This is a genomic window from Mycoplasmopsis bovigenitalium, assembly GCF_900660525.1.
GTDB classification, from domain to species: domain Bacteria; phylum Bacillota_I; class Bacilli_A; order Mycoplasmatales; family Metamycoplasmataceae; genus Mycoplasmopsis; species Mycoplasmopsis bovigenitalium.
Genome location: NZ_LR214970.1, coordinates 626,339 through 639,540, shown reverse-complemented (window position 1 = coordinate 639,540; position 13,202 = coordinate 626,339). Strand labels below are relative to the sequence as shown.

The following is a 13,202-nucleotide window of genomic DNA, read 5'->3' as shown; positions in this document are numbered from 1 at the left end:
GGAATTATGAGCTTTAAAAAATATCTTAAATTATCATTATTTACATCAATTTTAGCCACTCCCCTTATTGCTGCATCTTGTTCAAATAAAGCCAAAAAAGATTATGACTTAGGTCTTTCTTCTGACCCAATTAACTCGCTAAATTACATTAAATATCCTTCTGTTAACAAATTATTGCCTTCACTAGTTGAATCACCATTAAAATCAGGGCCGAATGAAACAATCAAAAGAATTGCTAATGTGCCTAAAATTCACATGGGCTTGTATCAAACCGATGAAGAAGGAAATCTTGATAAATTTTTAGAAAAAAACCCAAATCCTGAAAATTCTCCAAGATTTTATAGTCTTGACGATTTTGGTTCAGCACCCGGCAATATTTCAACAGACCAATCAATTCGCCACGCAGTCCATTCAATAGTTACACCAAGTAATAAATTCCTTTCAAGTAATGTATTTCTAAATGATGGTCAAAGTAAATGAAGCAATGGCGACACAGTAACTGCTGACGATTATGTTGATGCAATGCACTATATTTTCGACCTTGAAACTGGTTCTCAAAAAGTAACAACTATGTTACAAAGAAAATTTAAATCTTCAAGTGAGATGATTGAAGCGCAAAATAAATACATTCGTAAACACAAAAAAGCATACAAAAATCCTTTTGCCTATCCGCCAATTATCAAAAATAAAGATGGGCAATGAGTTTATGATGTTTTTGACCCATTATATACACCTTGAGGTTCACAAAACGAAGGTGACGAAGCAGAAGTTGCTGAAATTAAAAAAACTGCACTTGATTTAGGTTTTTATTCAGGGAGAATGTATTGAAATTATGACAATAAAACAATCTTGTCTTCAATACCTTATTCGCCAGATTTTGATTTTGAAGCTGAGTCAACTGTTATTATGCTTCCTAACCCAGAATACTTAAAATCAATTGGATCGGGAAAAAATAGCGATGTTCCACAACGTATTCCTGTAAAGATTAGAAAATATTTATATTTTGATCCAAAACAAACCGTTTCTGAAGAATTCAAAAAATTAATTCAAAGATCTAGAGAGTTAAAATACAAACTGGGTTCAGTGCGTTATGATGAATTTTCACCAGAAAATTACACTGAAGAAGTAAACAAACTTTACAATAATTTACTTCCAAATAACCAAACAACAATTGATAATGATTTTGTTAAAAATCTGCAACCAAAAGATTACTTTAGCAGTGTTGTATTAGCAATGGATGAATACACTCTGCGTGTTGCATATGACGACTATCAACCGACTGATATCAATAATGCTTATACAGACTTAAACTCAATAATTACACCAATTAATAGACGTTTTGTCGAGTCGATCGGTGGAATTAAAGAATTCGGACTAAAAAGAGAACACTTTTTAACCAATGGTCCATTCAATATTCAAGATTTAGTTCTAGGTCCACAAGGTTTTATTTTACTTTCAAAAAATAACCTATACTATTCAGCTGCTAAAACATTTAGTAACAAAATTAAAATCTACTTCTCGAATGAACCTAACATTAATTCAGCTATGTTTGAGGACGGTTATATTTCTGCTACTAAAATTCCGCCCGCTTTACAATGGAAATATTGAACAAATATACAAAATAGAAAATATATGAATAAGTCTAATGGTTATGGAACAATTGCCTTTGCGTTTAACTTAGACAATGAAACTAACTCAAATTCAATTGTAAATGACCAAAACTTACGAAATGCAATCTATTACGCAATTGATAGAAATGAAATGTTAAATATCGTTGGTTGGTCAAGTTCGTTCCCTGTTATTACTTGAACGGCATTTGGTCAAGCTTCATCGAGTTTTGGTGATGCTGTTGAAGCTGGTTTTGAACACGATTTTATGTACACAAAATATGGTTCATATCCAACTGACACAAATGACAAGAAAAATTACCTAAATGAATATATTTACAAAGAAGCGCGTAAAACTGCTGAAGAAAATAATTGAGGTATCCCAGTACCAATTCAAAACTATAAACACATTGATCATATTGCTAAATCAATGAAATTTGAGACAGTAGACAGAACCGATAAAGGATTCCACTTAGATGTTGCTCGTGGATTTATGGAAGAGTTTAAAAAACAACACCCAAACCTTACAAAAGTAACGCTAAAAATGATTTCAAACTCATCTGAGGAACAAAAAAATGCGGGTATTGCCCTAAAAGACTTTATGCGAAAAGCATTTGGAAACTTTATTGAAATTGACATTAAAAACTTACCAGAAAACGTATATGAAGATTGAAGAACCACAGGAAAATACGACTTAATTTATCGTAACTTTGATGCCTTTGGTAGTGATATTTATTCATATATTAGAGTATTTCTAAAACCTGATGGTATTGTTAGCGAACAACAAAAAACAACTGGTTTCAGAAACAACCCTTCAGGATCATGAACATACCATAAATTCTTTACTTCTTTAGGTTACTCACGTGATGAAAATAATAAATTAGTAATCAAAAACCCTGAAGATGAAAAGAAAATCAATGAATTAAAACAACGTTTAAGAATACTTGGAACAAAACCTAATAGTCCTGACGTTTGAAACAAAATTGTTGACTTGTCAGTATTGCACAACAACGAAGACACCAATGAATATACAAAACGTCATATGAGATTCTTAACGAGTCAATTCACAGAAGAAGAAAAACAAGAAGGATGAACCGAAGTTATTGCTTTTGCAGTAATTTCTGGTTTTGAAAAAATAGTTAGGGAAGCTGCACCAGTTATTCCGTTAATGGAAGTTGATACTTATTGAGAAATTTCAAGGGTTAATGGAGCATCTAGTTTATATTCATATTCATTGCAATATGCTTATGATGTTTTAAACCCACCAATTCCAACCCTGCCAACAATTATTAAATAGAGGAAAAAAATGAATAAAAAAGTAAGTGAATTCGTAGCTGAACATGAGCTACTAATCGACAAAAAAAGCATTCAAAATGATTCATTTGTTGATTTTAATGGCAAAATAAAGCCAAAATTATCAAAAATTGCATCTTTTTTCAATGTTAGATCACCTTTTGCAAAATCATTAATAAGATTCCTAATTATGGCAGCGGAATTTCTAAGTATCGCATTTATAGTTATAACTATTACCTTCTTTTTAATAAATTCTATTCCTGGTTCAACATCTTTAACTACTGGACTTGATGAAAGTTCAAAACAAGCGGTAGAAGCCCAATATGGCCTTGACCTACCGCTTGTACAAAGATTTGGATTATATTTAAAAAATCTACTACGCGGAGACTTTGGGATTTCTTATTCAGTTTTCCCGGGACAAAACATTAACGATTTTGTCTGAATTAGATTTTATAAATCATTTTTAATTGGTATTTTCTCAGTAATGCTAACACTTTTAATAGGAATACCAGTTGGTGTTTATGTTGGTATGAATCCAGATAAATTACCTGATCATATTGCTACTGTTATTGTTTCAATATTCTCATCAATTCCTTCATTAGTGTTTGCTTTATGACTATTACTTATTGGTAGAACTCTTAACATACCATATTTATATGTAGAAACAGACATTGCAACGTATGTTTTACCAGGGTTTGCACTCTCGCTAGGTTCAATTATTGTTTATATAAAATACATTAGAACCGAATTAAACAGAGAGTTAAACTCACAACATGCTAAATTCTGTTATTTAAAAGGTCTTTCAAAATCACGTTTTGTTTGAACACATGCACTTAAACCTTCATTATTCCCAATTGCAACATTCTTCCCAGTAGTTATTTTTGGTAGTTTTATTGGTAGTATGTTCGTTGAACAAATATTCTTTATAACAGGTAGTGGTGGATTATTATTAAATGCTATTACCTCTAAAGACTACAACATTATTTTATTTATGGTTACCTTATTCTCATTAATTACAATTCTTTCATATACATGTCGTGATGCACTTTATAAAGCAATAGACCCAAGGGTTAGAAGAAGATAGGGGGATGCTATGTTTGATTGAAAATTTTTAAAAACCAATTCAATTGATTCTTCAATTGAAAAAGTAAAAAAATCGAATGAAAAAAAATCATTTAGTAAACCAAAAACAAAGCGTGTATCACCCAATAATGAATTTGGTAAAGACCTAGCTCCCAACAGGTTTTTACAACCATTAAACTACAAAAAATGAGAATTAATTGGTAATTTATTAGATTACTATGAATCAAATAATATTAAAAAGCAGCAAAATAAATGAGTTGAATTATTCTACAGATTTTCAAGAAGTTTTGCAGGTGTGTTTGGACTAGTTTTACTACTTGCAATTGTATTTAGCGCAATAATAATTCCATTTTTTACAAAGAATCCTGAAAAATTGGATATTAACAATAGATATCAAAACTTCTTTGAAACACCATCGGCAATATTTGGTACTGATTTTCTAGGGCGTGATTTATTTGCTAGATTATGATGAGGGCTTAGATATTCATTGTCTTTAGCAATGGTAACAGCGATTATTCAAGTTTTTGTTGGCTTATTGATCGGAATTATGATGGGTCATTTTAGATTATTTGACAAAATAATGACCTTTATAATCAAAATAATTTCGAATGTGCCTTCAATTATTATTCTTATTGTTATTACTATTGTTTGAAGACCAACATTCTGAGTTATGGTATTTGCTCTTACTTTTACCTCTTGAACTGGAATCGCAAACCAAATGCGTTCACAAGTTTTAAGAGCAAAATCATTCGAATGAGTTGCTGCTTCAAGTATTTTGGGTACTCCAACATACAAAATTCTTTTAAATTATTTACCTGTTGTTATTCCTTTGCTTGTTACAGAAATAGTTTTCCATATTCCTGGCGTTATTCTTTCAGAAACTTCACTAGCATTCATTGGTTTAAGTATTGATATTCCAACACTAGGTAATTTAATTTCAGAAGGTTCAAAAGTTTTCACTGCATATCCTCGTTATGTTCTATTGCCTTCGACAGTTTTAGTTCTATTAACCACATCAATTCAATTAGTTGCTGCAACAATTCAAGATTCATTGTTGAGACAAAGATAGGTATAAAATGAATAAAAATATAAATAATTGAACTAAATTGTCATATAAAGAAAAAATAGAACATTACTCAACCATAATGCAAACAACGCTAAAAACTGGTGAAAATTTAAATGCAGCCCCTTACACAAAACTTTATCCACAGGTAATTAAAAAACTTGCTAAACCCCACCCACTAAATTTATTGGAAGTTCGCAAAGAACAAAATAAATCAATTTGAAGAAATATTAAAGATTATTGAAAAAACGTTTTTTACTCAATTAAACGTATTTTCAATTGAAAAAGAAAACAAGAATCAAATATTGATATTCAAAAATACATTGATTCTGCACAAATTGACCATGTTTTAGGAGAAGACTTAAAAGTTGCTGCCGAAATTGAAGATATTTATTTAACATTCAAAAACCCTGCTGACCCTAAAGAAAAAAACTTAGTTTTACGTGGACCGAGTTTAAAAATTTATGAAGGTAAAATTACTGCAATTATTGGCGAATCAGGTTCTGGTAAATCAGTTTTAACATCGCTACTTTATGGTTTGACTGGAAATAACTCAATAATTGAATCTGGGTCTGTAAAACTATATGGTTTAGAAGTTCATAATTACAATTTATACAACTGAGAAAAATCGCGCCTTAGAGGTCGAATTGTTTCAGCAGTTTTCCAAAACCCAATGTCAATTCTTGACCCAACAATGAAAGTTGGTAATCAAATAATTGAAGGAATGCTAATTAATGGCATTGTTAAAACTAAAAAAGAAGCTATAAAATACCTAAAATTAGCAAAAATAAACAATCCAGAAAATGTAATGAAATTATACCCACACGAGCTTTCAGGTGGTATGATTCAACGTATTGCTATTGCTGCAATTGTTAGTTTAAAACCTAAAATTTTAGTAATGGATGAGCCAACCACTGCGCTTGACCCTACAGTTCAAGCGCTAGTTCTTGATATTATTCGTGAATTACAACAAAAATTTAACATTGCAATCGCCTTTATCACTCACGATTTAGGTGTTGTTGCCTCAATTTCTGAATTTATAAACATTATGTATGCTGGTCAAATTATTGAATCAGGTACCAGAGAAGAAATCTTAATGCACCCTCAACACCCTTATACATGAGGTCTTATTTCTTCAATGCCAGACTACAATAATGATGAACGACTTAATGTTATTCGTGGCTCAGTGCCTTCTTCTCTAAATAATATCAGTGGCGATGCTTTCGCAGTAAGAAACGATTATGCTTTGAATAAAGATTTAGAGGAAGAATCAGATTTCTATATGGTTTCATCAACACACATTGTCAAATCAAGTCTGTTAGATGAAAATGCTCCATATTATGAACCACCTAAAATTATTCAAAATCTATGAAAAAGATATTTTAATAGACTTAATGCTATTTACGGCGAAGACATTTTTGTTGAAAATCAATCATATATGAATGATTTAGTAAAAATTAATTCATATAATAAGCAAGTAAATCAAATTAAAAAAGAGCAACAAATTAAACTAGACGAGGAGACACATGATGAACAATAAATATTATGTTGAACACGCTCGTTTTGGTAAAAAAATCTATCGTAAAATTCGTCCTGGAACAGATGAAATGTTAAATTGCGAAGATAAAGAACCTATTGTTCAAATTAGAAATATGGATGTAACATATGGTTATGGTGCAAAAACATTTTACGCATTAAAGGATTTAAACTTAAATATTTATCAAGGGGAAGTTTTAGGGCTTGTTGGCGAGTCTGGTTCAGGTAAAACCACTGCTGGTAAGGCAATAATTGGTCTAACACCTCATAGTTTTGGTCAAATCAAAATTATTGACACTATCATTCCTAAAAATAGAGAAAAGATTAATAAATGAACTAAAAAAGGTCGTGAAATTATTAATTTCATGGTAAATAAAGTTCAGATGATTTTCCAAGACCCTACAAATAGTTTAAACCCTTTTAAAAATGTTGAAACAGTTGTTGGAGAAGGTTTAACCAATATTAAAAATTCTAAATATATTTATTTAACAAATATTGATATTGAAACCTATTTAGAGTTAAACAAGAAACTTGAAATGATAAATCCTAATTTAGTTTTAAGCAAAAATCCTTGAGATTCTTTAAGAGAAAATTGAGATACCGAGCAAACTCTTTACAATTTTGTTTACGAGGTTGAAGGTAATAATTTATTAAAACTAAAAGACAAAATTCGTAAAGAAAAATTTGACGAAATCAATTCATTTATAATTGAAAGACGTAAATTTAGAGACCAAGAACAACATCTAAATGAAAAACAATGTAAACGTAAATTAATTATAGATATTCTTCACCAAGTTGGGTTGGATGAAACTGTTCTAAATCGTTACCCTCTTGAATTTTCAGGTGGGCAACAACAACGTCTTGGAATTTGTAGAGCAGTTGTATTACAACCACAAATTTTAATAGCTGACGAACCAATTAGTGCGCTTGACGTTTCAATTCAAGCACAGGTTATTAATATTTTTAAGGAATTAAAAGAAAAATACAACCTTACAATTATTTTTATTGCTCATAACTTGAGAATGGTTGAATATATTTCGGACAGAATTGCTGTTATAAATAAAGGAACTTTACTTGAAGTTGGGCCAACAAAATCAGTGATTCACAACCCACATCACCCATACACTCAATCTTTACTTGATGCCGTTCCTTCTATAGAGGCCGAAAAAGGTTCGCTTGTAGGCAAAGTTTATTCTACAACAGTTCATGACTATGATGAAAATAACCAGCCAAAATGACATCAAGTTGCTGATAAACATTTTGTTTTAGCAACAGACGAAGAAGTTATTGAATTCGTTGAAAATGCTAAAAAATACAAAAGTAAATTTACTGAAACTAGAAATTAGTAATTTATTAAGCCTAAAAAACACAATTGCGTGTTTTTTATTTTGCTCTTTATTGAATTTACCTAATGAATTGTAAAATCAATCAATTCGCAAAATTAAAATCACTCATAACTGAGTGATCTTGAGGATTATAAATTATTTTTTCTCATCTAAAAGAAGGCAAACACCTGATATTAAGTTACCAAATACAATATTTAGAATACCGTACAATAACTTGTCATCTTTTGACATTTCTTGTTCTATTTTTTTCAATGTTAGAACACCAATAATTAACGGAATGATTGCTAGTCAAGCTACAACAATGTATAGAATTGTAAATATTTTAGCCAGTTGTTTGTTTGTTGGGTTTTGCATATTTCTCCTTTTATTTTATTTGTAAAATTATACCATATCAGCATATAACTTATTGAATTCAACAATTTCGTCTTGGCAATTTTCTAGAATGTATGCAAGATCTTTATCGCCTCGTCCCGATAATGTAACAACAATATCAATTTCTTTATCAGAATTTTCTTTTGCTAATTTAATACCTTGCGCAATGGCGTGCGATGATTCAAGAGCTGGAATGATACCTTCAGTTCTCGCGATCATTAAAAATGCTTGCAATGCTTCTTTATCTGTGACAGCAACATATTCTGCAAGATTATTTTCTTTAAGGTATGAATGTTCAGGACCTACACCTTGGTAATCTAATCCAGAAGCAATTGAATGAACTTCATTAGGATTTCCTTTTTCATCAGCTAATAAAATTGATTTAAAACCATGCAAAATACCAGGTTTTCCAAAGGTTAAGGTTGCAGCGTGCTCTCCTTTTTTTGATCCTTTTCCTAAAGGCTCAACTCCAACCAGTTTTGTGTCTGAATATAAAAATGCAGTAAATGAGCCAATAGCATTTGAACCACCGCCAACACAAGCCACAACATATTCAGGATTTTTATTGTATTTTTCAAAAAATTGAGCTTTTGTTTCTTCGCCAATTATTTTTTGGAAATTTCTAACCATTAGTGGGAATGGGTGAGGGCCAACAACGCTACCTATTGCATAAAGTGCAGTCTCGTGTTGTTTTGCATATGATTCGAATGCTGAGTCCACAGCTTCTTTAAGTGTTTGAGCACCGTGAGTTGCTGGAATAACTTTTGCTCCTAAAATCTTCATTTTTTCAACGTTTGGCTTTTGTTTTTCAATATCAACTGCACCCATGTGTATTTCACATTCTAAACCAAAATGCGCCGCTGCCATCGCAACAGCAGAACCATGGCTACCAGCACCAGTTTCTGCAATAAGTTTTGTTTTACCAATGATTTTAGCAAATAAAGCTTCAGCCAAACAGTGATTAGTTTTGTGAGCCCCACCTTCATTTAAGTCTTCGCGCTTAACATGAATACGTGCTTTACCAAATTTTTTAGATAAGTTTTCGCAATAATAAACTGGAGTTGGTCTACCCTGAAATTCTTTTCTAATTTTTGATAACTCATCTAAATAAGATTGGCTATTGCACACTTCTCTGTATTGTTGTGCAAGTTTCTTGAATACACCAACTAATTCTTCAGGTAAATATATCCCACCATATTCACCAAAATATCCCTCATCATTTGGAAAATTAGCTAGATATTTTCTTAAATTATCATTCATAAGTCTCCTTGATTGGTATTTTAATTTTAAATTAAATATATAATATACAAAGCAAAAACATTTTTACTTTCCAAACATTTTAATATAATAAAATTTATGAATAAACAACATTACACTCAATCAAGAGAAATAGAAATTAAAAAAAATCGAGTAAAACAATCATTTTTGCATTTTTCTAGTTTATACAGAATTACTAAGTTAAAATGACAAATTTTGTCTTCAATTATTGTTGGAATTTTATTTGGTGTAGTTGAGTTTACTTTTTTACAAAATACTGGTATTTATTCACTTGGAATTGGTGCAATTGGCCAAGGAATTGCGCGTTTTGTTCGGGTTTGAAACAAGAACGATGTTCTTTTTGATGCTATATTCTGAATTTTTAACTTCGCGGGCAATATACCTTTATTTATTTTTGCATATTACAAAATAACAAAGCGTTTTGCGCTGCTGAATTTAGTTTATATGATTTCAACAACCATAACCGGTTTTGTGTGTGCTAGTATTCCTGGCTCGGAAAATTTATTCATTTTTTCCGACCCAAATACTGTGATTTTTGAAAACAATATTAATGTTTTAAAAGAAGTTAACATTGTTCTTTGAGAACATGGTAATTTTCAACAGTTATCAATTTTCTTTTATGCAATAATTTTTGGAATTTTACAGGCAATTTTCAATGCAATATTGCTCATAACTGAATCATCATCGGCCGGTTTTGATATTTATGCAGTTTATTTAGCAAGAAAAAAATTCAAGGATTTAGGTACAGTGTTTTTAATTCTCCACTTAATTTGTTTATTATTTTCAAATGTTTTTGGTACATATATTCCCGCTTCATTTGAATTATTAAAGACACAAGACAACAGAAAATTAGCTTGGGCAATGCGAACATTTTTTAGTCCAACATTTATTGCAGGTGTTATGATGATTGTTGTGAATGGCATTGCATTGAATACATTTTTCCCTAAATTTACAATGGTTCGTGTTGAAATAATGTCTTCAAAAATCAATGAAATTCAACAAGAAATTCAAAATACCAAGGGTAAAGCATTTGTGACTACGCTTTTAAATGCAAGAGGTGGTTACTCGAAAAAATCTCAGGAAGTCTTAATTACAAATTGTTTATTCATTGATACTGCATTTTTACTAGATTTGGCCCACAAAATAGATGAAAATGCCTTCGTAACAGTAATTGATGTTAAAAAAGTTGATGGGCATGTTTATACTGCGGATGTTAAAGATAGAAAGACAAGAAAATCAAAAACAACATCAATAAAAAAGCAAACAACAATAGTTTGAACAATCTTTAATTTATTTTTTTATCAAACTTATATAATTAAATTACTTAATAAAAAGGAGCGATTATGGCAGAAAAAATAGCAACAGTTTATCACGTTACTCCATACAACGGAAAATGACAAGTTAAAGGTGTTGGCAACACTAGACCAACTAAATTATTTGATACTCAAAAAGAAGCAATTGATTATGCTAATGATCTTACAAAAAAACGTAATGGATCAGTGCTTATCCACCGCAAAACTGGTCAAGTTAGAGACAGTATAAGTAACAAAGCTAAGAAGAAATAATGGCCATTTTATTGGCTTTTTTTATTGATTTTTTATTTAAATATTCCATTTATAATTAAATAATAAGGATAATATGTCAGGATATAAATTAGTTTCAAAATACCAACCAGCAGGCGACCAACCACACGCAATAAAAGAACTTGTTAATAACATTAAAAATGGTGAAAAATATCAAGTTTTAAAAGGTGTAACTGGCTCAGGAAAAACTTTTACAATAGCAAATGTTATTGCTAATTTTGACCGCCCAGTTTTAGTTTTATCTCACAATAAAACTCTTGCTAGTCAGCTTTATAGTGAATTAAAAGGGTTTTTCCCTGAAAATAATGTTGAATATTTTGTCTCTTATTTTGATTATTATCGCCCTGAAGCTTATATTCCATCATCTGACTCCTTTATTGAAAAAAACTCGCAAACAAATAAAGAGATTGAAGCCATGCGAATGTCAACATATAATTCAATAATAACTAGCAAAAACACAATCGTTGTAGCCTCTGTTTCAGCAATATATGGAGCACTAAATCCAACAGAATATAGTGAGCAAATTTTTTATATACAAGTTGGTGATATTTACAAAAGAAACGATTTTCTTAAAGAATTGGTCAAAAAAAATTATAAGCGTAATGAAACAGATTTAGAATTAGGGACATTTAGTTCAAAGGGTGATGTTGTGTATATTAGGCCTGCACACAGTTCTGAATTCTTGATAAGAGTTGATTTTTGAGGCGATGAAATTGAAAAAATATCTACTTGTCATCCAATAACAAAAAATGTTTTTGATGTTTATAAAAAATATCAAATATTCCCGGGTGATGCCTATACCGTAAGCACTGAATTAACAAAAGAAGTGGTAAAAAACATTGAAAAAGAATTGCAACAAAGAATTGAATTTTTTTCTAAAAATAATAAACTACTTGAAGCACAAAGAATTGAAGAACGTACCCTTAAAGACATTGACTCATTGAGTGAGTTTGGGGTTTGTAGCGGAATTGAAAATTATGCAAGATATTTTGACCGTAGACAAGAGGGAGAGAGACCTTTTACTCTTTTTGACTACTTTAAAGGCAAAAATCCATTGCTTATAATTGATGAATCACACATGATGATTCCTCAACTTAAAGCAATGTATTTAGGTGATAGACATCGCAAGGAAACTCTTGTAGAATATGGTTTTAGATTACCATCTGCACTTGATAATCGACCACTACGTTTTGATGAATTTGAGAACGCTTATGATTTTCAAACTATTTTTATTTCAGCCACTCCTGAAGAGTATGAATTAGATAAAACATATGGCGTTATTACTCGTTTATTTGTTCGACCAACTGGTTTATTAGACCCAGTTATTGAGGTGAGACCAAGTGAAAATCAAGTTGAAGATATTTATGACGAATTACAAAAACAAAAACAACGCAATGAGCGTACACTAATTTTGACATCTACAAAAAGATTAGCTGAAGAATTAACAAGATATTTTCTTGAAAAAAACGAAAAAATTGCTTTTATACATTCAGAACACAATACTTTTGAGCGAAATCGTATTCTTTTAAAATTGCGTAAAGGTGTTTATGACACTGTTATTGGGATTAATCTTTTAAGAGAAGGAATCGATCTTCCTGAAGTTAGTTTAATTATGGTCCTTGATTCAGATAAAGATGGCTTTTTAAGGGATACTAAGTCATTGATTCAAATTTCGGGACGTGCTGCTCGTAATGCTAATGGTAGAGTAATTTTTTATGCTAATAAAATTTCTAAAAGCATGTTAGAAACTATTAAGGATAATGAATTCAAAAGAAAATTACAAATCGAACACAACTTAAAACACAATATTGTGCCCAAAACAATCATTAAAGAGATTCCAGATTCCTTACTTGATGATGCAAAAGATGAACAAATAAGTTTCTTTTTATCTGATAATAGAGCAAAGGTAAAATCAAAGAAAGCAAAACAAGAACTAATTGACGAATTAAAAGAAAAAATGAATGAATCGGCAAAAAATTTAGACTATGAAAAAGCAATTGAATTGCGTGATATTATTATCGAATTAGAGAAAAATTAGGAG

General features: G+C 30.6%; 10 protein-coding genes. 8 read left to right on the top strand and 2 right to left on the bottom strand.

Annotation, left to right across the window (positions count from 1 at the left end; all coding sequences use genetic code 4):
• Window positions 1-6 precede the first annotated feature (6 nt).
• From EXC34_RS02795 to EXC34_RS02775, 5 genes are all read left to right on the top strand, one after another.
• Complete coding sequence (locus EXC34_RS02795) at window positions 7-2,904, top strand: ABC transporter substrate-binding protein (RefSeq protein WP_129687814.1); 2,898 nt, start codon at window positions 7-9, stop codon at window positions 2,902-2,904.
• Between the two features lie 9 nt (window positions 2,905-2,913).
• Window positions 2,914-3,984, top strand: coding sequence for an ABC transporter permease (locus tag EXC34_RS02790; RefSeq protein WP_129687813.1), 1,071 nt, complete (start codon window positions 2,914-2,916; stop codon window positions 3,982-3,984).
• 9 nt (window positions 3,985-3,993) lie between these two features.
• The gene (locus EXC34_RS02785; protein ID WP_246003952.1) at window positions 3,994-5,052 is read left to right on the top strand and encodes an ABC transporter permease; all 1,059 of its coding nucleotides are present in this window, start codon (window positions 3,994-3,996) and stop codon (window positions 5,050-5,052) included.
• A gap of 76 nt (window positions 5,053-5,128) precedes the next feature.
• Entirely contained in the window at window positions 5,129-6,586 is a 1,458-nt protein-coding gene (locus tag EXC34_RS02780) for an ABC transporter ATP-binding protein (RefSeq protein WP_129687957.1), read from the top strand.
• Window positions 6,576-7,928: an ABC transporter ATP-binding protein gene (locus EXC34_RS02775; RefSeq protein WP_129687812.1), complete on the top strand. Its 1,353-nt coding sequence runs from the start codon at window positions 6,576-6,578 to the stop codon at window positions 7,926-7,928. Before EXC34_RS02780 ends, EXC34_RS02775 begins: the two co-directional genes overlap by 11 nt.
• 135 nt (window positions 7,929-8,063) lie before the next feature.
• Here the strand turns inward: EXC34_RS02775 and EXC34_RS02770 are convergent, their stop codons facing one another.
• Together EXC34_RS02770 and trpB are read right to left on the bottom strand one after the other, a co-directional pair.
• Entirely contained in the window at window positions 8,064-8,282 is a 219-nt protein-coding gene (locus tag EXC34_RS02770) for a hypothetical protein (protein WP_004421541.1), read from the bottom strand.
• 27 nt (window positions 8,283-8,309) lie between these two features.
• A complete protein-coding gene (gene trpB / locus EXC34_RS02765; RefSeq protein ID WP_129687811.1) occupies window positions 8,310-9,560 on the bottom strand; it encodes a tryptophan synthase subunit beta in 1,251 nt (416 codons plus the stop codon).
• Window positions 9,561-9,656: 96 nt separating this feature from the next.
• Here trpB and EXC34_RS02760 point away from each other — a divergent pair, with 96 nt between their 5' ends.
• From EXC34_RS02760 to uvrB, 3 genes are all read left to right on the top strand, one after another.
• Window positions 9,657-10,937, top strand: a complete 1,281-nt coding sequence (locus tag EXC34_RS02760) for a DUF2179 domain-containing protein (RefSeq protein ID WP_129687810.1) — start codon at window positions 9,657-9,659, stop codon at window positions 10,935-10,937.
• Window positions 10,922-11,143, top strand: a complete 222-nt coding sequence (locus tag EXC34_RS02755) for a DUF2188 domain-containing protein (protein ID WP_004421544.1) — start codon at window positions 10,922-10,924, stop codon at window positions 11,141-11,143. Before EXC34_RS02760 ends, EXC34_RS02755 begins: the two co-directional genes overlap by 16 nt.
• Window positions 11,144-11,216: 73 nt before the next feature.
• Window positions 11,217-13,199 carry an excinuclease ABC subunit UvrB gene (gene uvrB / locus EXC34_RS02750; protein WP_129687809.1) on the top strand — a complete coding sequence of 661 codons (1,983 nt, stop codon included), beginning with the start codon at window positions 11,217-11,219 and terminating at the stop codon, window positions 13,197-13,199.
• Window positions 13,200-13,202: the final 3 nt, after the last annotated feature.